This is a genomic window from Paraburkholderia sp. BR10141 (assembly GCF_056155635.1).
This window is the reverse complement of the sequence record NZ_JBMIQH010000011.1, coordinates 80,928-100,849: the sequence shown is the minus strand read 5'-3', so window position 1 is coordinate 100,849 and position 19,922 is coordinate 80,928. Positions and strand designations below refer to the sequence as shown.

General features: G+C 66.4%; 14 protein-coding genes. 7 read left to right on the top strand and 7 right to left on the bottom strand.

Annotated elements, in window-relative coordinates; all coding sequences use genetic code 11:
• Window positions 1-15 precede the first annotated feature (15 nt).
• From ACOJB8_RS17380 to ACOJB8_RS17355, 6 genes are all read left to right on the top strand, one after another.
• Window positions 16-921 carry a DMT family transporter gene (locus ACOJB8_RS17380; protein WP_368616987.1) on the top strand — a complete coding sequence of 302 codons (906 nt, stop codon included), beginning with the start codon at window positions 16-18 and terminating at the stop codon, window positions 919-921.
• A gap of 108 nt (window positions 922-1,029) precedes the next feature.
• Window positions 1,030-2,229 carry a PLP-dependent aminotransferase family protein gene (locus tag ACOJB8_RS17375; RefSeq protein ID WP_368683921.1) on the top strand — a complete coding sequence of 400 codons (1,200 nt, stop codon included), beginning with the start codon at window positions 1,030-1,032 and terminating at the stop codon, window positions 2,227-2,229.
• A 72-nt stretch (window positions 2,230-2,301) separates the two neighbouring features.
• On the top strand, window positions 2,302-2,766 hold the full coding sequence (locus tag ACOJB8_RS17370; protein ID WP_069265377.1) for a RidA family protein: 465 nt from the start codon (window positions 2,302-2,304) through the stop codon (window positions 2,764-2,766).
• Window positions 2,767-2,902: 136 nt separating this feature from the next.
• Window positions 2,903-3,781: a PhzF family phenazine biosynthesis protein gene (locus tag ACOJB8_RS17365; RefSeq protein ID WP_342947910.1), complete on the top strand. Its 879-nt coding sequence runs from the start codon at window positions 2,903-2,905 to the stop codon at window positions 3,779-3,781.
• Between the two features lie 319 nt (window positions 3,782-4,100).
• Window positions 4,101-6,476, top strand: coding sequence for a bifunctional diguanylate cyclase/phosphodiesterase (locus ACOJB8_RS17360; protein ID WP_069265379.1), 2,376 nt, complete (start codon window positions 4,101-4,103; stop codon window positions 6,474-6,476).
• Between the two features lie 109 nt (window positions 6,477-6,585).
• Entirely contained in the window at window positions 6,586-7,791 is a 1,206-nt protein-coding gene (locus ACOJB8_RS17355) for a chromate transporter (protein WP_475013447.1), read from the top strand.
• Window positions 7,792-7,811: 20 nt separating this feature from the next.
• Here ACOJB8_RS17355 and ACOJB8_RS17350 read toward each other — a convergent pair whose 3' ends face one another.
• Genes ACOJB8_RS17350 through ACOJB8_RS17340 form a run of 3 tightly spaced genes read right to left on the bottom strand, consistent with a single transcriptional unit; the run spans window position 7,812 to window position 11,493 of the window.
• Window positions 7,812-8,834, bottom strand: a complete 1,023-nt coding sequence (locus ACOJB8_RS17350) for a histone deacetylase family protein (RefSeq protein ID WP_475013446.1) — start codon at window positions 8,832-8,834, stop codon at window positions 7,812-7,814.
• 23 nt (window positions 8,835-8,857) lie between these two features.
• Window positions 8,858-10,129: a Zn-dependent hydrolase gene (locus ACOJB8_RS17345; RefSeq protein ID WP_475013445.1), complete on the bottom strand. Its 1,272-nt coding sequence runs from the start codon at window positions 10,127-10,129 to the stop codon at window positions 8,858-8,860.
• Between the two features lie 44 nt (window positions 10,130-10,173).
• Window positions 10,174-11,493 (bottom strand): MFS transporter, encoded by a 1,320-nt coding sequence (locus ACOJB8_RS17340; RefSeq protein WP_475013444.1) that lies wholly within the window; start codon window positions 11,491-11,493, stop codon window positions 10,174-10,176.
• A 151-nt stretch (window positions 11,494-11,644) separates the two neighbouring features.
• Here ACOJB8_RS17340 and ACOJB8_RS17335 point away from each other — a divergent pair, with 151 nt between their 5' ends.
• Window positions 11,645-12,595, top strand: coding sequence for a LysR family transcriptional regulator (locus ACOJB8_RS17335; RefSeq protein ID WP_475013443.1), 951 nt, complete (start codon window positions 11,645-11,647; stop codon window positions 12,593-12,595).
• Window positions 12,596-12,634: 39 nt separating this feature from the next.
• Here ACOJB8_RS17335 and ACOJB8_RS17330 read toward each other — a convergent pair whose 3' ends face one another.
• From ACOJB8_RS17330 to ACOJB8_RS17315, 4 genes are all read right to left on the bottom strand, one after another.
• The gene (locus ACOJB8_RS17330; protein ID WP_069265385.1) at window positions 12,635-13,093 is read right to left on the bottom strand and encodes a CopD family protein; all 459 of its coding nucleotides are present in this window, start codon (window positions 13,091-13,093) and stop codon (window positions 12,635-12,637) included.
• A gap of 229 nt (window positions 13,094-13,322) precedes the next feature.
• Entirely contained in the window at window positions 13,323-15,638 is a 2,316-nt protein-coding gene (gene parC, locus ACOJB8_RS17325; RefSeq protein WP_069265386.1) for a DNA topoisomerase IV subunit A, read from the bottom strand.
• Window positions 15,639-15,676: 38 nt separating this feature from the next.
• Window positions 15,677-17,668 (bottom strand): DNA topoisomerase IV subunit B, encoded by a 1,992-nt coding sequence (locus ACOJB8_RS17320; RefSeq protein ID WP_475013442.1) that lies wholly within the window; start codon window positions 17,666-17,668, stop codon window positions 15,677-15,679.
• 296 nt (window positions 17,669-17,964) lie between these two features.
• Window positions 17,965-19,893, bottom strand: coding sequence for an ATP-binding cassette domain-containing protein (locus tag ACOJB8_RS17315; protein ID WP_475013441.1), 1,929 nt, complete (start codon window positions 19,891-19,893; stop codon window positions 17,965-17,967).
• Window positions 19,894-19,922 lie beyond the last annotated feature (29 nt).

The following is a 19,922-nucleotide window of genomic DNA, read 5'->3' as shown; positions in this document are numbered from 1 at the left end:
AGCGCAAAGTCCCGCATGAAAGCACGCGAAACCCAAGGCATGCTGCTCGGCCTCGTCGGCGTCATGATCTTTAGCCTCACGCTGCCGATGACGCGCATCGTCGTCGCCGAATTCCACCCGCTTCTGAACGGCCTCGGCCGCGCACTCGCCGCCGCCGTGCCGGCCGCGCTGCTGCTCGCCATCCGTCGCGAGACATGGCCCACCTGGCCGCAGGTCAAGAGCCTCGCCGTGGTGTCGCTTGGCGTGATCGTCGCGTTTCCGGTCTTTTCCGCCTTCGCGATGAAGACCGTGCCGGCCTCGCACGGCGCCATCGTCAACGGCCTGCAGCCGCTCGCCGTGGCGATCTACGCGGCGTGGCTCTCGCACGAGCGGCCCTCGAAGGCGTTCTGGGCCAGCGCGCTGATCGGCAGCGCGCTCGTGGTCGCGTTCGCGCTCCAGGCGGGCGGCGGCTCGCTGCATGCAGGCGACGCGTGGATGCTCATCGCAGTCGGCATCGGCGCGCTCGGCTACGCCGAAGGCGCGCGCCTCGCGCGTCAACTGGGTGGCTGGCAGGTGATCTGCTGGGCGCTCGTGCTCTCGGCGCCGTTCCTCGTGCTGCCGGTAGGCTGGCTCGCATGGGCGCATCACGTGGCGCACCCGGGCCCCGTCGCGCTCAAGACCTGGCTCGCCTTCGGCTACGTCACGCTGTTTTCGCAGTTCATCGGCTTTTTCGCGTGGTACGCGGGGCTCGCCATGGGCGGTACGGCGCGCGTGGGCCAGGTGCAGCTGCTGCAGATTTTCTTCACGATGGCGTTCTCGGCGCTCTTTTTCGGCGAGCAGGTCGCGCCCTCGGCGTGGCTCTACGCGGCCGCGGTGATCGCCACAGTCGTACTCGGTCGCCGCGCGGCGATCGGCACGGCCCCGGCGCCCGCGCGCGCATGAGCCGGTTTCACGTCATAATTCAAGGTTTTCGGCGGCATCCGGCGGCGCGCGATCGCGCCCCATGCCGCCGCTGAACAGTCACTCGCCTCACCCCAACAAGGAGACCCCATGGACCAGAGCGATCTCAAGGCCGCGCCCGCGTGGCAACTGTCCGAGCGTGCAATCAAGCTGACCAGCTCGGCGATTCGCGAAATCCTGAAGGTCACCGAGCGTCCCGAAGTCATTTCGTTCGCGGGCGGCCTGCCCGCGCCGGCCAGCTTCCCGGCCGAGGAAATGCGCGCCGCCGCCGACCGCATCCTGCGCGACGACCCCTCGGGCGCCCTCCAGTACAGCGCGACCGAAGGCTATATGCCGCTGCGCGAATGGATTGCCGCGCGCCACTCGGTGGGCGGCGTGACGGTGCGTCCCTCGCAGGTGCTCATCACCACGGGTTCGCAGCAGGCGCTCGACCTGATCGGCAAGGTGCTGGTCTGCCCCAATAGCCCCGTGCTCGTGGAAACGCCCACCTACCTCGGCGCGCTGCAGTCGTTCTCGCTTTACGAGCCGAAGTACGTCCAGGTCCCGACCGACGAAAAAGGCCTAGTGCCCGAAGGCCTGACGCCCGAACTCACGGCCGGCGCGCGCCTGCTCTACGCGATCCCGAACTTCCAGAACCCCACGGGCCGCCGCCTGCCGCTCGAACGCCGCCGGGCACTCGCGGAATTCGCGAAGCACTCGCCGTTCCCCGTGATCGAAGACGACCCCTACGGCGCGCTCCTCTACGCGGGCGAGCCGCTGCCGACGGTGCATTCGCTCGCGCCCGAGCATGTCGTGCATCTGGGTTCGTTCTCGAAGATCCTGGCCCCGGGCCTGCGCGTGGGCTACATCATTGCGCCCGAAGACCTGCACTTCAAACTGGTGCAGGCCAAGCAGGCCACCGATCTGCACACGCCGAGCTTCACGCAGCGCATCGTCTACGAGGTGGTGAAGGACGGCTTCCTCGACACGCACATCCCGAAGGTGCGCGCGCTCTATCGCGACCAGTGCGAGGCGATGCTCGACTCGCTCAAGCGCAACATGCCCGAAGGCGTGAGCTGGAACCGCCCCGAAGGCGGCATGTTCATCTGGGTGACGCTGCCCTCGAACATCGACAGCATGAAGCTGCTGGCCGAAGCCGTCGCGCAGAACGTGGCCTTCGTGCCCGGCGCGCCGTTCTTCGCCGACGAGCCGCAACACAACAAGCTGCGCCTGTCGTTCGTCACGGTGCCGCCCGCGAAGATCGAAGAAGGCGTCGCGAAGCTCGCGGCCCTGATCCGCGCGCACGCCTGACGCAAGCCCGGCGAAGGCCTGGCGCAGCGCCAGGCTCTTTCCGACTCAACACCCGAACGAGGAATCCTGATCATGGCTGACATCAACATCTACGACCGTCTCGAACAGCTCGGCATCACCCTGCCCCAGGCAGGCGCGCCCGCCGCGGCCTACGTGATGAGCGCCCAGAGCGGCAACACGGTGTACCTGTCGGGTCACATCGCCAAGAAGGACGGCAAGGTGTGGGCCGGCAAGCTCGGCGAGTCGCTCACGACCGAGGAAGGCAAGGCCGCCGCGCGCTCGATCGCGATCGACCTGCTCGCCACGCTGCACGCCCACACGGGCGACCTCAACAAGGTCAAGCGCGTGGTCAAGCTCATGAGCCTCGTGAACTCGACGCTCACCTTCACGGAACAGCACGTCGTCACGAACGGCGCTTCGGAGCTGATCGCCGATGTGTTCGGCGAAAAGGGCAAGCACGCGCGCTCGGCCTTCGGCGTCGCGCAGATTCCGCTTGGCGCATGCGTCGAGATCGAGCTGATCGCCGAAGTCGAGTAAACAACACTAGCGACCTTTGCCAGTGCGCGCGGACCTGCATCGGGGTCCGCGCACGTTACTGCATTTTCTGTTGTGCGTTCGCGCAACCTGGCGCGCCTCTTGCGTCGCGCCTTACCCCTTCCATGATCGTCCCGCCATGACCCAGCCCAGCGTCCGCTTCAAACAGGTCGACGTCTTCACGTCGGTACCCTTCAAGGGCAACCCGCTCGCCGTGGTGTTCGACGCCGACGGTTTGAGCGGCGACGAGATGCAGGCCATCGCGCGCTGGACCAATCTCTCGGAAACCAGCTTCCTGCTCGCCCCGACCGACGCGCGCGCCGACTACCGCGTGCGCATCTTCACGACCAAGGGCGAACTGCCCTTCGCAGGCCATCCGACGCTCGGCACGGCGCATGCGTTTCTCGAAAGCGGCCGCACGCCGAAGACGCCCGGGCGCCTCGTGCAGGAATGCGGCGCCGGTCTCATCGATCTGGCCGCCGCGGAGAACGGCGCATGGGCCTTCGCCGCGCCGCCCGCGCGCGTGACGCCGCTCGCCGCCGCACAGTTCGACGCATTGCGCGCGGCGCTGCGCTCGAACGCCGTCGACTTCTCGGCCGCGCCCTGCGGCGTCGACAACGGCGCGCCCTGGCTCGTCGTCCGTCTCGCGTCGGCGCAAGCGGTGCTCGCGCTCGACGTCGACTACGAAGAGATCGAAGCCGTTGCCGCGAGCGTGGGTGCACATGGCGTGGCCGCCTACGGCCCGCACGAGGCCGATGGTCCCGCAACCTTCGAAGTGCGCTGCCTCATGACCGGGCTCGGCAAGGGCGAAGACCCTGTCACCGGCAGCGCGAACGCCGCCATCGCCATGCTGCTCGAACAGCAGAACCGGCGTCCGGGCGCACGCTATACGGTGCGCCAGGGCACGGCGCTCGGCCGCGACGGGCGCGTGCGCGTCGACTATGACGATGCGGCGAAAAAGATCTGGATTGGCGGCCACTCGGTGACCGTCGTCGACGGGACCTGCCGGCTCGGCTAAGCGCCTGCAGCGGCACCCCGATTCATGCAAGGTGCATCGACCACGATGCACCGCCTCGCAGCTATGCACCGCACATCAGCATCGCGCGCGGGTTGAGGCGACCCTCGCGTATACCCGAGGGACCACAGCTTCCTTAATCATTCCCCAACCAGTAATATCGAAACATCGGACGCACGACGCGTCCGGCGTGCATTGCGCGCGCGCAATGCACGTATTCCCCCAGCCATCCGTCCTTCATGCCGCCGACTCAACCGAGCGCATCCTTGCCGTTCCGGCCGCCGCATCCGCGGTGTGAGTTCCCGCGCCTACGGCGGCCGCGATGAGCGCCACGCGGGGTCCGTTCTCGCGCGATTCGAGCCTGCGCAACGCGCCCGGCCCGGCATACACGCGTCCGCGCGCACTGCTCGCCATTCCGCTGCTCGGCGTGCTGGTGCTCGTGCTGCTATGGGCGGTCATCTTCACGCGTCTGTCCGTCGAGAAGGAAGCGACCATGCGCGAGGCCACGGCCTCGGCCGCGATTCTCTCGGCGGCGCTCGAACAGCACACCGTCAAGGCGATCCACCAGGTCGACCAGATCACGCGCTTCGTGAAGTACGAGTTCGAAAAGTCGCCGGGCCGCTTCGATCTCGGCAGCACAGTCGAAAAGGGTGTGGTGCAGAGCGACTCGCTCGTGCAGGTGTCGATCATCGACGAGCACGGCACGCTCGTCGCCAACACGGCCGATCCGAATCCCAAGCCCATCGACCTCTCGGACCGCGAGCACTTCAAGGTGCACGAGCACGAGAACGACGACCAGCTCTATATCAGCAAGCCGGTGCTCGGCCGCGTGTCGGGCCACTGGACCCTGCAGATGACGCGCCGCCTCAATCACCCGGACGGCTCGTTCGCGGGCGTCGTCGTGGTTTCTGAGGACCCGAGCTACTTCACGAGCGACTTCTACAACAACGCCGCGATCGGCCGCGACGGCGTGATCGCCGTCATCTCGGACAGCGGCGCCGTGCTCGCGCGCCGCACGGGCAGCGCCGAGCGCGCGAACGGCACGTTCTCCGCGAGCGGCGTGTATCCCATTTCCGAGCATGTGTCGGGCACCTACGTCGATCCGATCGATCACGTCACGCGCATCGTCTCGTACCGCCATATCGATGGCTATCCGCTCGCCGTGCTGGTCGGTCTCTCGCAGGCCGAGGAATTCGCCGACTACAACCACACGCGTGACGTCTACCTGATGATGGCGACGTTCATCTCGCTCGCCATGCTCTCGTTCTTCGCCGTGGCCACGGGACTGATCGGCAAGCTGCTCGGGCGCGAGCGCGAGATGTCGCAACTCGTGCAGTACGACCTCCTCACGGGCCTGCCCAACCGCTACGCCACGCTGCAGCGTTTGCGCCATGAGGTCTCGCAGCCGGGCAACCTCGGGCGGCTCGCCATCCTCTTCATCGACCTCGACAATTTCAAGACGGTCAACGACACGCTGGGCCACAACGCCGGCGACATCGTGCTGCAGATGAGCGCCGCGCGCCTCGCCGACGCCGTGGGCGGCGCGGGCACGCTTGCGCGCATCGGCGGCGACGAGTTCGTGGTGATCGTGAAGGGCGACGACATCGAAAAACGCGCCATCGCGCTCGCCGAAGCCACCAACGCCGCGTTCACGCATCCGTTCGACGTGCGCGGCAGCGCCTTCGTGCTGCACGCGAGCACGGGCATCGCGCTCTTCGCGGTAGCGCACGAAAGCGAAATCGATCTGCTCAAGAAAGCCGACCTCGCGATGTACGCCGCCAAGGAGGCCGGACGCAACTGCTTTCGCTTCTACTCGCCGCAACTCGCCCACCGCGCCGACCACCTGATGAAGTGGGAGCAGCAGCTGCGCGTCGCGCTCGCCGAGGACCAGCTCTTTCTCGCCTACCAGCCGAAGATCGATCTGCGCCGGCGCTGCATCACGGGCTTCGAGGCGCTCGTGCGCTGGAACCATCCGCAATACGGACTCATTCCTGCGGGCGAATTCATTCCTGTGGCCGAATCCACGGGCCTCATCGTGCCCGTAGGCGACTTCGTGATCCGTACCGCGTGCGCGCAACTCGCGCAGTGGCAGCAGCAGGGCTACGAGTCGCTCACGCTCGCCATCAACATCTCGGCGGTGCAGTTCTGGCGCGGCGACCTGTACGAGACCGTAGCGCGCGCCATCGAGGAAACCGGCATTGCCGCGCACCGGCTCGAACTCGAGATCACCGAAACCGCGATGATGGAGTACCCGGAGCTCGTTTCGGAAAAGATCTTCGCGCTGAAGCGCCTTGGCGTGCGCGTCGCGCTCGACGACTTCGGCACCGGCTATTCGTCGCTGTCCTACCTGAACCGCTTCGCCGTCGACACGCTCAAGGTCGACCGCTCGTTCGTGCAGGCCATCCCCGCCGACCGCAGCGTGTGCGTGATGGTCTCGGCGATCGTCAATCTCGCGCGCTCGCTCGGGCTCACGGTAGTCGTCGAGGGCACCGAAACCGAAGAGCAGATCGCGTGGCTCTCCGCGCTCGGCCCGATCGAGGCGCAGGGCTTCCTGTTCTCGCGCCCCGTGCCCGTGGAAGGCGTGGCCGCGCTGATCGAGCGCTTCGGCGTCTGTAGCGCGACGCAGCCGGCGGGCACGCAAGCCGCACGCGAAGATCGCCGCAACGAGCGCCTGAGCGACGCGCCGCAATCGCGCTGACGCGAGGCCGGCGCGCAGATTGCGCATTGTCCACGCTTTCCAGTGAGTTGCGCGAACCGCGTGCCTTCGCGCACAGATCCGCACTGACCTTCGCCCGCACGATGCAGCCATGCAAACCCGCACCGACGAAGCGATCGCGGCGCCAATCCGCGACCATCACGAACCGCTCCTGACGCTCTTTCGCGTCGTGCTGACCGTGTCCGCGGTCTCATGGGGCGGCCTCGCGCTCATGGCGCAACTCGAGCAGCACTACGTGGAGCGCGAAGCGCGTCTCACGCAAACCGCATTCTCGGATCTGGTAGCACTCGCCTGGATGGTGCCGGGGCCGGTAGGCTGCAACGTCGCGGTGCAACTCGGCCATGCGCTGCGCGGACGCGCGGGCGCGTGGGTCGCGGGCGTGGCGAGCGTGCTGCCCTTCTTCGCGCTGATGACGCTGTTCGCCATTTTCTACCGCACGCCGCTCGTGCATGCGGTCGCCTCGGGCACGCTGCTCGACCATTTCAGCGTGGTGCTCGCCATGCTGATCGGCGTGACCTGGTACAGGCAGACGCGTGCGCTCGTGCGCGGCCCGCTCGAATGGGGCGTGGCGATCGCTGCCTGTGTGGCCCTCGCGCTCGCGGCGAGCGGCGCGGCCTACGTCGCGATTCTGCTCGTCGCGTTTGCCGCGGGCTGGGTCGCAAGCCCCGTGCCTTCGCAGCGGCTCGAATTACGCGTGACACGGCGCGATGGGCAATTGCTCGCCGCGCTGGCCGCGCTGATCGTCGTGTTCGCGCTGCCGCTGCCGCATCCGCTCGATTCGGCGCTGCTCTGGCCGCGTCTCGCGGGCGCGGGCATGACGCTGTTCGGCGGCGGCTTTTCGGCGCTGCCCGTGTTGAAAACGCTGTTCGTCACGCCCGCGGTCGGCATCACCAACGACGACTTCACGCTGGCGTTCACGCTCTCGCCGCTTTCGCCGGGGCCGCTCCTGAACGTGGTGCCGTTCTTCGGCTATCTCGTCGATGGCTGGGTCGGCGCGCTCGTCGCCACGCTCGCGCTGTTCGTGCCGTCGGGCTGCCTCGTCGTGCTCGCGCGGCGGCACTTGCACCGCATGAAGGCGAACCCGCGCTTCGAGCACGCCATGCGCGGGCTGCGCGCCGCGACCACCGCGTTCCTCGCGATCGCCGTCTGGCATATCGCGCGGCACGTGCCGCTGCATCTTTCTTATCTGCTGACGGCCGTCTTCTCGGCGATGTGCTTCGGCAAGCTCAAGCTCCCCGCTTACGCGGTCTACGCGACGGTAGGACTCGCGTGCGGGGCGAGGCTGCTGCTGGCCTGAAGCGCGCGTTCACGCGCTGATCAGCGCGCTGCCGCAAAACCGCCGAAGAATGCGCGTGCGTTGTCTTCGAGGCTTTCGAGGTGATAGCCGCCTTCCTGCACGATCACCGAAGGCAGGCCGAGCGCGCCGATCTCCGCGCCGAGCCGGCCGAAACCCTCGGTGGTCACGGCGACTTTCGACTGCGGATCGTCCTTGTAGATGTCGAAGCCGAGCGCCAGCACGAGCGCGTCCGGCTCGAAGCGCCTGAGCACCCGCAGCGCCGCTTTCACGCGCTCGAAGAAGTCGGCTTCGGACGCGCCATGCGGCATCGGCAGATTGACGTTGTAGCCCTCGCCAGCACCGTTGCCGCGCTCTTCCTCGTAGCCCGCGACCACGGGATAGAAGTTGGTCGGATCGCCGTGAATCGAGATGTAGAGCACATCGCTGCGACCGTAGAAGATCTCCTGGACGCCCTGGCCGTGGTGCATGTCGGTGTCGAGGATCGCCACACGCTCGAAGCGGCTGCGCAGCGACTGCGCCGCGATGGCCGCGTTGTTCAGATAGCAGAAGCCGCCCGCCGCGTCCGCGCGGGCATGGTGGCCGGGCGGACGCGAGAGCGCGTACGACTCGCGCGCGCCTTCGTTCACGCATGCGGCCGCCGCCAGCGCGCTTTGCGCCGACCAGTAGGCCGCACGCCAGGTATTCGTACCGATGGGGCAACTGCCGTCCGCGAGATAGCGCGCCGCCTGCGCGAGCACGCCACGCAGCGGATTCGGCTCGCGCACGTAGATGTTCGACATCACCTCTTCGCCCCAATCCTCGGGCACGCGCTTCCATTCGGTGTGCGCTTCCTCGAGAAAACGCAGATAGTTCATGTCGTGCACGGCGGCGATGGGCGCGGTGCCGAAATCGGCGGGCGCCTGCACGTCGAAGCCGAGCGAGCGCGCCGCGGCAACGAGATGCTCGGCACGCTGTGGCACTTCCTGCGGCGCACGCAACTGGCCGCGCGAGAAATAGGCGCGCGGATGGTGCAGCAGCTGATCGGGGTGAAACCAGGTTTTCATGCTCAGTTCTCCTTCTATTTCTTTTACGCGTCGGCCGGGTTTTCCACTTCAACGGCCAGGCGCACGCCCGCGCGCGCCGCGACGGCGTTGAGCAACACGTTCGCGCCGGCCGTGATGTCTTCCGGCAGAGCGTCCTCGGCTTCGTTGTGCGAAAGACCGGCCACGCAGGGAATGAACACCATCGCGGTCGGGCAGTAGCGCGCGAGGTGGATCGCGTCGTGGCCCGCACCGCTTACGATACGCTCGTGTGGATAGCCAAAGCGCGCCGTTGCCTGCGCGACCAGCTCGACGCATTGCGCATCGAACGGCGTGGCTGGGCTCGTCCAGCAATGTGCGATCTGCACGCCGAGGCCCCGCTGTGTGGCCACGTCCGCGCATAGCGCGCGCAAGTCGTGCTCCATCGCATCGAGTTGCGCATCGTCGGGATGGCGCAGATCGACCGTGAACGTCAGGTTCGCCGCGATCGTGTTGCGCGACGAGTTCACGATCTGCGCCTGGCCGATCGTCACGAGACCGAGCGGTGCGTAACGCGCCATCGTGCGTTCGATGTCGAGCGACATCTGCGCCGCGCCGAACCATGCGTCCTTGCGATAGCGCATCGGCGTCGTGCCCGCGTGCGCGGCCACGCCCGTCACGTTCACGTCGAACCAGCGAATCGCCTGGCCGCCCGTCACGACGCCGATGGTCGTCTCGTTCGCCTCCAGAATCGGGCCCTGTTCGATATGAGCTTCGAAGTAGGCGTCGACGGCGACGCCTTGCACGGCGCGCGTGCCGCGCACGCCGCATGCGTCGAGCGCGGCGCCGAGCGTCACGCCGTCGGCGTCCGTGCGCGAGAGTGCCTCCGCCAGCGTCATCGCGCCAGTGAACACCGCCGAGCCCAGCATCGCCGGCGTGAAGCGCGCGCCCTCTTCGTTGGTCCACGAGCAGATTTCGATCGGCTTCACGGTGCGTGCGCCCGCGTCGTTGAGCGCGCGCACGACTTCGAGCGCGGCGAGCACGCCGTAGACGCCGTCGAAGCGGCCGCCTTCGGGCTGCGAGTCGAGGTGGCTGCCCATCAGCACCGGCGCAGCCTGCGCATCGTCGCCTTCGCGGCGCGCGAACAGGTTCCCCACTTCGTCGGTCCACACCGTCATGCCCGCCTCGCGGCACCAGCGCGCGAACAACTCGCGCCCGCGCCGGTCTTCTTCGGTGAGCGCGAGGCGGCGCACGCCGCCGCCCGCCGTCGCGCCAACACGCGCCATCTCCATGAGGCTCGCCCACAGGCGCGGGCCGTCGATCTGCAAAAGGTCTTTCATCGGTCCATCCATTTCAGTCGAACTATTCAAACAGCTGAACAACGTCATCGTGCGCTCAACGCCTCGGCTCCCGCCTCGTCTAACGCATGCTGGTGACGGCGCGCGTCGAGCGCGACGATGCACAACAGCGAAACGCCCGCGAGGCACGTATAGAACACCGCGAGCGGCCACCACTGCCCCACATGGCGATGGGCGAGCCACGTACCGACCAGCGGCGTGAGGCCGCCCGCGATCGCGCCGCACACCTGGTAAGAGAGTGAAATCGCGGAGTAGCGCACGCGCGTGGGGAACACGCCGGAGACGAAGCCTGCGATCACCGAATAGAAGCTCGCCATGCAGACCACGGCGATCGCGATGCCGATCACCATCGGCACGACCTTGCCGCTTTGCACGAGCACGAACATCGGATACGGCGAGAGCATCGCGGCGAGCGCCGCGCACTTGAGGAAGCGTGCGCCGCCCATGCGTTCGGCGAGCCACGCGGCGAGCGGCTGCACGAGGAACTGGATGATCGCCACCGCGAACAGGCAGTCGAGAATCAGCGAGCGCGTGATGCCGACGTATTGCGTGGTGTAGGCGATCATGAACGTGTTGGTGAAGTACACGCCCGCAATGCCGATGGTGTTCGCGCCGATGCACAGCAGCACGAGGCCCCACGCCGAGCGGAACACTTCGGCGACGGGCAGCTTGAGCGTGCGGCGCTGGTCCTTGAGCTTCTCGAATTCGGGCGACTCGTTCACGCCAAGGCGGATCATGATGCCGACCACGAGCAGCACCGCCGAAACGAGGAACGGCAGACGCCAGCCCCACGAGAGAAAGTCGGCCTTGTCGAGCGACGTGACCGAGCGGAACGCGAGCAGCGAAAGAATCAGGCCGGCCGGCGAACCCAGCTGCGCGAACGAAGCGAAGAACGTGCGGCGGCCTTCGGGCGCGTGCTCGCCCGCCATCAGCACCGCACCGCCCCACTCGCCGCCCACGGCGATGCCCTGCACCACGCGCAGCAGCACGAGCAGCACCGGCGCGAGCATCCCCACGCTCGCGTACGACGGCAGCAGGCCGACGCAGACGGTCGCGACGCCCATCATCATCAGGGTGGTCATGAGCGCTTTCTTGCGGCCGATGCGGTCGCCGAGGTGGCCGAAGATCAGGCCGCCGAGCGGACGAGCGAAGAACCCGACGGCGAAAGTCGCGAACGACGCCATCGTGCTCACGAAGCGGTCTTCAGAAGGGAAATACAGCTCGCCGAACACGAGCGCGGCGGCCGTGGCGTAGATGTAGAAGTCGTACCACTCGATCATCGTGCCGATGAACGCCGCGGCGGCGGCGCGCACCGGTTGCCGGGTGCTGGGTTGTGGGCTGGCCATGCGTCGGTCTCCTTCAGGCGCGTTTGGGATGGGTTTGTGTTGCATGCACGCTTTATCGCCAGCCACAAATCATTAGTCAAATTTCGCGTTATTATTCTGCACATAAATTTAACTAATGCCCTTGGCGCACCCTTGCGCCGGGAAACCGCCCATGCGCTCCGATACCACCCGCTTTCTCAATGACCGTCTCGACTGGAACCTGCTGCGCACCTACCTCGCGATCATGCAGGAACGCAGCCTGAGCCGCGCCGCCGCCCGGCTCTATGTCACGCAGCCGGCCGTGAGCCAGGCGCTCAAGCGCCTCGAAGACGCGCTCGGCCGCAAGCTCATCGAGCGCCGCGGCGCGCAGTTCGTACCGACCGAGGCGGGCGAAGAGGTCTATCGCATTGCGAGCGACATTTACGGCACGATTTCCCAGCTCGAAACCGGCCTCGACGAGCGCACCGCCGACATCACCGGCTCGATCCGCCTGCTCACGGTGAGCCGCATCGAGTCGCGCGTGTACGACGAATTTCTCGCGGAATTCCACACGGCCTACCCGCGCATCGACTTGCAGATCGAAGTGATGCGCTCGTCGGACATCATCTCGTCGCTGCTGCAGAAAACCGCGACCGCGGGCCTGAGCCTGTGCCGCACGCCCATCGACAAGCTGGACATGCGCTGCTTTCTGCGCCAGCGCTACGCGATGTTCTGCGGCCGGCATCACCGGCTCTTCGGGCTTTCCCAGCTGACGATGGACGACCTGCTCGCGGAAAATTTTGTCTCCTTTACGAGCGACCAGATTGGCGACAGCCTGTCGCCGCTCACCGTGTTTCGCGACCAGCGCGGCTTCACGGGGCGGATCGTGGCGTCGTCACCGAGTCTGGACGAGGTGCGGCGGCTGATCTTTGCGGGCTACGGCATTGGCTGCCTGCCCGAGCATACGGTGCGGGACGATCTGGCGCGGCAGCGCCTGTGGCGGCTGCCGCCGGAGGAAGGGCTCGTGGACGTCGATATCCACTTGCTGTGGCATCGCGAACGCAAGCGCAATGCGGCCGAAGAAGCGTTCTTCGACGCGATGGAGCGCTGCATGCAGCGTCATGCGCTCGCGGAGCGCCTGTAGTGCGTCAAGCGCAGACCGCGAACGTTGCAGGAGAAACGATTAGAACCCGCGCGCGAGCACGGCAACGCCGATCGTCACGATACCCAGCACGAGATTGATGACGACGAGCCGGCGCACGGTGCCCACGGCGCGCGCGCCGTCGGGCCACTTCTGCGCCTGCACGGCGCGGCGAATGCGCGGGAACACGGCGAAGCGGATGTGGCCGAAGATCAGCATCATCAATACGCCCAGGCCCGCCATGGCGTGCAGTTGCCAGGTGGCATGCTCGCCGCCGGACTGCATGAGCAGGAAGCCGCCGGTCAGCAGGATCACGATGACCGAGACGCCCACCCAGTTGAAGAAGCGGCCGAACACCGATTCGATGAGCGGCAGGCGCAGCTGCGGCGAGAGGTCTTCGAGCGCTGGGCGCAAACAGAAATGCGCGAAGATCATGCCGCCCACCCAGACGGCGACGCCCAGCAGATGCAGAAAGAGCGCGACTGCGATCGCGTGGCCCATGCTTGATTTCCCTCGTAACGTGTCATTATCGGCGGCATGTCGACGGGAGCGAGTGCAACGCACTCCCGTCCCATGCCTTTGCGCGGCATTATTCCATGCCGCGCCGCGATTCGCGCCGGATATGTGTCGGCCGGAGTTAGCGCTTTAGCACTTTGCGATCCGGAGTTAGCGCTTCAGCGCTTACTCCGGTCCCACGCAGAGCGCTCCGGCGCCATGCAGAGCAGCTAAGTTACTGCGGCAACACCGGACGCATGCCCGTCACGACCTTGAGCTTCGAGTCCGGCGCGCGGCCCTTGCGTGCGCGCTTGCCGATCTGCGGAGCCAGCACCGCGCCCGCCATCAGGTCCTCGGTCGCCTTGCCGCCGCGGCCCGTGCCCACGAGCACGACGCCCGCCGCGCTGATCGCGAGCGCCTGCACGAGCTTCTCGTTCTCGTCGAGCTGCATGAGCGTAACGCCACGTCCGCCGCCCGAGAGCGTCTTCATCTCGTCGAGGCCGAACACGAGCAAACGACCGCCCGACGACAGACACGCCACCTGCAGCGCGTCGGGCAGCATCGGCATCGGCGCGAGCGGCACGCAGCCCTCGTCGATCGTCATGAACGCCTTGCCTGCCTTCACGCGGCTCACCATGTCGCCGATCTTCGCGATGAAGCCGAAGCCGTTGCTCGACGCCAGCAGCAATTGCTGTTCCGCGTTCGCCGCGAAGTAGTGCAGCAGATGCGTGCCCGCTTCGAGTTCGATGAGCGACGTGACCGGCACCCCGTCACCGCGGCCGCCAGGCAGATTCGCAATCGACACCGAATAGACGCGGCCATTGCTGCCCCACGCGATCAGCGTATCGGGCGTGCGGCACTGGAACGCCGCATAGAGGCCGTCGCCGGCCTTGAAGGTGAAACCTTGCGTATCGAGCCCGTGGCCCTTGAGCGCACGCACCCAGCCCTTCTGCGAGACGACGACCGTGACCGGCTCGTCGACCACGCGCGCTTCGAAGCTCGCCCGCTTTTCCTGCTGAATGAGCGTGCGGCGATCGTCGCCGTACTGCTTCGCGTCGGCTTCGATTTCCTTCACGATGAGCCGCTTCATCGACACATCGTTCGCGAGCAGTTCTTCGAGCTTCGCCTTCTCTTCGCGCAGCTCCGCGAGTTCCTTCTCGATCTTGATCTTCTCGAGCCGCGCCAACTGACGCAGACGGATTTCAAGAATGTCCTCGGCCTGGCGCTCGGAAAGTCCGAACGCGCTCATCAGCGCGCTCTTGGGCTCGTCCGACTCGCGGATGATGCGGATGACCTCGTCGATATTGAGGAAGACGATCATCCGCCCTTCGAGGATATGGATGCGGTCGTCGACCTTCGTCAGGCGATGCTGCGTGCGGCGCGTGACCGTGGCGAAACGAAAGCCGATCCACTCGCCCAGAATCTCGCTGATGCCCTTCTGGCGCGGACGGCCATCGGCGCCGATCATCACGAGATTGAGCGATGCGTTCGATTCGAGGCTCGTGTTCGCGAGCAGCGAGTTGACGAACTCGGCCTGGTCGATGCGGCTCGTCTTCGGCTCGAACACGAGGCGCACGGGCGCGTCCTTGCCCGACTCGTCGCGCACGGCGTCGAGCAGCCCGAGCATGGTCTGCTTGCTCTGCAGCTGCTCGGGTGTGAGCGTCTTCTTGCCGAGCTTGAGCTTCGGGTTCGTGAGTTCCTCGATCTCTTCGAGCACCTTCTGGCCCGAGGTGTTCGGCGGCAGCTCGGTCACCACCAGTTGCCACTGGCCGCGCGCGAGGTCCTCGATCTTCCAGCGCGCGCGCACCTTGAGGCTGCCGCGGCCCGACTCGTATGCCGCCGCAATTTCCGCGTCGCTCGAAATGATCTGGCCGCCGCCCGGGAAATCGGGCCCCGGCAGCTTTTCCATGATCTCCGCATGCGAAAGCTTCGGGTTGCGAATCATCGCCACCGCCGCCGACGCGACTTCGCGCAGGTTATGCGACGGGATTTCGGTAGCGAGACCCACCGCAATCCCCGACGCGCCGTTGAGCAGCAGCATCGGCAGGCGCGCGGGCAGCGTCTTCGGCTCCTGGAACGAGCCGTCGTAGTTCGGCATGAAATCGACAGTGCCCATGTCGATTTCGTCGAGCAGCAGCTTGGCGATGGGCGTCAGCCGCGCTTCGGTGTAGCGCATGGCCGCCGCGCCGTCGCCGTCGCGCGAGCCGAAATTGCCCTGGCCGTCGATGAGCGGATAGCGCATCGAGAAGTCCTGGGCGAGGCGCACGAGCGCGTCGTAGGCCGACTGGTCGCCGTGCGGGTGGTACTTGCCGAGCACGTCGCCCACCACGCGCGCGGACTTCACGGGCTTGGCGTTGTCGCCCAGGCCCATTTCGTTCATCGCGAAAAGAATGCGCCGCTGCACCGGCTTCTGGCCGTCGCAGACGTCGGGCAGCGCGCGGCCCTTCACCACGCTCACCGCGTAGTCGAGATAGGCGCGTTCCGCGTAGTGGCCGAGCGTGAGCGTGTCGCCGTTCGGGGCGTCCGTCACTTCAGCAAAGAGATCGTCCATGTTTCAATCGTTCCGTAATCTTGTATGGGCGCGTGCGCTTAGATATCCGCTTCGACTTCGTTGCCCTTCTCCTCGAGCCAGGAACGGCGCGAGGCCGCTTCGCCCTTGCCCATGAGCATCGTCATGCGCGCAACCGTGGACTCGTAGTCGAGGTCGCCGAGCGCGATGGGCGAGAGACGCCGCGTGTCGGGGTTCATCGTCGTGTCCCAGAGCTGTTCGGCGCTCATTTCGCCCAGGCCCTTGAAGCGGCTGATGGTCCATTGCGTTTCGCGCACGCCGTCCTTGCGCAGCTTGTCGAGGATCGCTTCGAGTTCGCCTTCGTCGAGCGCATAGAGCTTCTGCGCGGGCTTCTTGCCACGCGCGGGCGCATCGACACGGAACAGCGGCGGGCGCGCCACGCACACGTGCCCGCGCTCGATGAGCTGCGGGAAATGCTTGAAGAAGAGCGTGAGCAGCAGTACCTGGATGTGCGAGCCGTCGACGTCGGCATCGGAGAGAATGCAGATCTTGCCGTAGCGCAGATTCGAAAGATCGACCGTCTCGTCGGGGCTGTGCGGATCGACACCGATCGCCACCGAAATATCGTGCACTTCGTTGTTCGCAAAGAGCCGGTCGCGCTCGGTCTCCCACGTGTTGAGCACCTTGCCACGCAGCGGCAGGATGGCCTGGTACTCCTTGTCGCGCCCCATCTTGGCGGAACCGCCGGCCGAGTCGCCCTCCACGAGGAAGAGTTCGTTGCGCGCGATATCGGTCGATTCGCAGTCGGTGAGCTTGCCGGGCAGCACGGCCACGCCCGAGCTCTTGCGCTTCTCGACCTTCTGGCCCGCGCGCGTGCGCGCCTGCGCCTGCTTGATGACGAGATCGGCGAGCTTCTTGCCGTGCTCGACGTGCTGGTTGAGCCACAGCTCCAGAGCCGGACGCGAGAACGACGACACGAGTTTGACGGCGTCGCGGCTGTTCAGGCGCTCCTTGATCTGCCCCTGGAACTGCGGGTCGAGCACCTTGGCCGAGAGCACGAACGAGACGCGCGCGAAGACGTCTTCGGGCAGCAGCTTCACGCCTTTCGGCTGGAGATTGTGCAATTCGACGAAGCTCTTCACGGCCTGAAACAGACCGTCGCGCAGGCCGCTTTCGTGCGTGCCGCCCGCGGGCGTCGGGATCAGGTTCACGTACGACTCGCGCGTGAGCGAGCCTTCCTCGCTCCACGCCACGACCCACGCGGCGCCCTCGCCTTCGGCGAAGGTGTCGTCGGTGGTGCGCGCGTCGGCGTAGCGCTCGCCTTCGAACAGCGGGATCAGCAGGTCGGCGCCGCCCATGCCTTCGAGCAGATAGCCGCGCAGGCCGTCTTCATACTTCCAGCTCTGGCGCTCGCCGGTCTTCTCGATGACGAGTTCGACCTCGACGCCCGGCAGCAACACGGCCTTCGAGCGCAGCAGGCGCTGAAGTTCGCCGAGCGGCAGATTGGGCGAGTCGAAATACTTAGGATCGGCCCAAGCGGTCACGCGCGTGCCGCTCTTCTTGTCGTCGCGCGCGGCGTTGCGCGTAGTGAGCTGCTTCGTGACGTTGCCGTCAGAGAAACCGATTTCGGCGACCTTGCCGTCGCGCCAGACAGTCACGTCGAGGCGCGTGGACAGGGCGTTGGTGACCGAGACGCCCACGCCGTGCAAGCCGCCCGAGAACGTATAGGCGCCGCCGGCGGCCTTGTCGAACTTGCCGCCCGCGTGCAGGCGCGTGAAGACGATTTCGACGACGGGCACCTTCTCTTCGGGGTGCAGGCCGAACGGAATGCCGCGGCCGTCGTCCTCGACGGAGACGGAATGGTCGGCGTGCAGCGTCACGGTGATGCGCTTGCCATAGCCGCCGAGCGCTTCGTCCGAGGCGTTGTCGATGACTTCCTGGATGATGTGCAGCGGATTCTCGGTGCGCGTATACATGCCCGGCCGCTGCCGGACGGGCTCGAGGCCCTTGAGCACCTTGATCGACGCTTCGCTATAGCCAGTGTTTCCAGCGTTGGACTTCTTCGTTGACATGGTGATCCACAGGGGGTTGTCCGCGCGCTTGTCCACAGGTCCTGTGGACATCTGCGGGGAAAACGCGTTGAGCGTTCAAAAAAACCGATACGAAACAACGAAGTGAACCGGCTGCGCGCCGCGGTGGCAGGTGCGCTCGCGGCGGCGCAGTGGTTCGCGCAGTTGTTCGAATTCGCGAGGTATTGTACTGATTTGGGCTCGCACGGCAATTTGCTTGGGGGTTGGCTGGCTGAACGGATGAGTAAGGGCCGCCCGCCTTAAAAAAAGCGGCCTTCATCAGGCCGCTTTGTCTCGCATCACTTGCGCTTGCTCTCCAGCTCCTCCCACCGCTCCAGCGCGACGAGCAATTCCTCGTCGATCGCCGCGTAGCGCTCGGTGAGCCGCGTGCCTTCGGCCGCGTCCTTCGCAAAGATCGACCCGTCCTCGATCTTCGCGCCGATCGTCTTCTGCTCGGTCTCCAGCGCCTCGATACGCTTGGGCAGGTCCTCGAGCTCGCGCTGCTCCTTGAACGAAAGCTTCACAATACGTTGCGCATTGCGGCCAGCCGCGCTCTCCTTGGGAGCGGCAGCCGCAGCAGCCGCTTCTTTCGGCGCGCGCGCCTCGGCAATCTCCTGCGCACGCGTGCTCTGCGTTTGCCAGTCGGTGAAGCCACCCACGTACTCGCGCCACTTGCCCTCGCCCTCGGACGCGATCACCGAAGTCACCACGTTGTCGAGGAACGAGCGATCGTGGGAGACGAGCAGCACGGTACCGTCGTAGTCGGTGAGCAACTCTTCGAGCAGTTCGAGCGTCGGGATGTCGAGGTCGTTGGTCGGTTCGTCGAGCACCAGTACGTTCGCGGGCCGCGCGAACAAACGCGCGAGCAGCAGACGGTTACGCTCGCCGCCCGAAAGCGACTTCACGGGCGAGCGCGCACGTTCGGGCGCGAACAGGAAGTCGCCGAGATAGCTCATGACGTGCTTCTTCGCGCCGTTGATCTCGACCCAGTCGCTGCCGGGGCTGATGGTATCGGCGAGGCTCTTTTCCATGTCGAGCTGCGCGCGCATCTGGTCGAAGTACGCGACCTGCAGGTTCGTGCCTACGCGCACAGTGCCCTCGTCGGGCTTCAACTCGCCGAGAATCAGCTTCAGCAGCGTGGTCTTGCCGGCGCCGTTCGGACCGACGAAGCCGATCTTGTCGCCGCGCATGACCGTCGACGAGAAGTTATCGACGATCGTGCGGCCGCCATAGCGCTTGGTCACGTCCGTGAGTTCGGCGACGATCTTGCCGGACTTCTCGCCCTGCGCGACGTCGAGCTTCACGTTGCCCTGCACGTTGCGGCGCTCGGCGTGCTCGCTGCGCATCTGCACGAGGCGCGCGATACGTCCCACGCTGCGCGTGCGCCGCGCTTCCACGCCCTTGCGGATCCACACTTCTTCCTGCGCGAGCAGCTTGTCGAACTTCTCGTTCTCCACGCGCTCGACTTCGAGCTGCTGCGCCTTGCGCTCCTGGTACTGCGAGAAGTTGCCCGGATACGAAAGCAGCTTGCCGCGATCGAGTTCGACGATGCGCGTGGCCACGCGGTCGAGAAACGCGCGGTCGTGGGTGATGAAGAGCAGGCTCGAACGCTGTGCCACGAGCAGTTCCTCGAGCCAGCGGATGCCGTCGAAGTCGAGGTGGTTGGTCGGTTCGTCGAGCAGCAGGATATCGGGCTGCACAACGAGCGCGCGGGCGAGCGCCACGCGCTTTTGCATGCCGCCCGAGAGCGCGCCCACGCGGGCTTCGCCTTCGAGGCCGATCTGCGCGAGCGTCGTGGCAACGCGCGTGCGCCAGCTCCAGGCGTCGGCATGATCGAGCGACGATTGCAGCGTGTTCATGCGCGCGAGCAGTGCGTCGTGTTCGGCGCCTTCGGGCGTATCCGCGAGCTTGTGCGCGACCGTGTCGTATTCGTCGAGCAGCGCGCGCACGTCGGCGAGGCCCGAGGCGACGGTGTCGAAGACCGTGGCGTCGGCGTCGAAGTCGGGCTCCTGCGGCACGTAGACGGTCGAAAGCTCCTGCTGGCGCGTGACGAGGCCGTCGTCGGGCCTGGCGAGATCGGCGACGATCGTGAGCAGCGACGACTTGCCCGCGCCGTTGCGGCCGATCAGCCCGACGCGCTCGCCGGCTTCGAGCGAAAAGTCCGCGTGGTCGAGCAGCGCGACGTGGCCGAACGCCAGTTGCGCGTCTGTGATGGTGTAAAGCGACATGGATGGAAAGCGATGCGTGCGGTGGACCT

What these genes read in the sequence shown, in the direction of transcription:
- ACOJB8_RS17380 (WP_368616987.1), top strand. Translation starts at nt 16, where the DNA reads ATGAAAGCACGCGAAACCCAAGGCATGCTGCTCGGCCTCGTCGGCGTC.
- ACOJB8_RS17375 (WP_368683921.1), top strand. Translation starts at nt 1,030, where the DNA reads ATGGACCAGAGCGATCTCAAGGCCGCGCCCGCGTGGCAACTGTCCGAG.
- ACOJB8_RS17370 (WP_069265377.1), top strand. Translation starts at nt 2,302, where the DNA reads ATGGCTGACATCAACATCTACGACCGTCTCGAACAGCTCGGCATCACC.
- ACOJB8_RS17365 (WP_342947910.1), top strand. Translation starts at nt 2,903, where the DNA reads ATGACCCAGCCCAGCGTCCGCTTCAAACAGGTCGACGTCTTCACGTCG.
- ACOJB8_RS17360 (WP_069265379.1), top strand. Translation starts at nt 4,101, where the DNA reads ATGAGCGCCACGCGGGGTCCGTTCTCGCGCGATTCGAGCCTGCGCAAC.
- ACOJB8_RS17355 (WP_475013447.1), top strand. Translation starts at nt 6,586, where the DNA reads ATGCAAACCCGCACCGACGAAGCGATCGCGGCGCCAATCCGCGACCAT.
- ACOJB8_RS17350 (WP_475013446.1), bottom strand. Translation starts at nt 8,834, where the DNA reads ATGAAAACCTGGTTTCACCCCGATCAGCTGCTGCACCATCCGCGCGCC.
- ACOJB8_RS17345 (WP_475013445.1), bottom strand. Translation starts at nt 10,129, where the DNA reads ATGAAAGACCTTTTGCAGATCGACGGCCCGCGCCTGTGGGCGAGCCTC.
- ACOJB8_RS17340 (WP_475013444.1), bottom strand. Translation starts at nt 11,493, where the DNA reads ATGGCCAGCCCACAACCCAGCACCCGGCAACCGGTGCGCGCCGCCGCC.
- ACOJB8_RS17335 (WP_475013443.1), top strand. Translation starts at nt 11,645, where the DNA reads ATGCGCTCCGATACCACCCGCTTTCTCAATGACCGTCTCGACTGGAAC.
- ACOJB8_RS17330 (WP_069265385.1), bottom strand. Translation starts at nt 13,093, where the DNA reads ATGGGCCACGCGATCGCAGTCGCGCTCTTTCTGCATCTGCTGGGCGTC.
- parC (WP_069265386.1), bottom strand. Translation starts at nt 15,638, where the DNA reads ATGGACGATCTCTTTGCTGAAGTGACGGACGCCCCGAACGGCGACACG.
- ACOJB8_RS17320 (WP_475013442.1), bottom strand. Translation starts at nt 17,668, where the DNA reads ATGTCAACGAAGAAGTCCAACGCTGGAAACACTGGCTATAGCGAAGCG.
- ACOJB8_RS17315 (WP_475013441.1), bottom strand. Translation starts at nt 19,893, where the DNA reads ATGTCGCTTTACACCATCACAGACGCGCAACTGGCGTTCGGCCACGTC.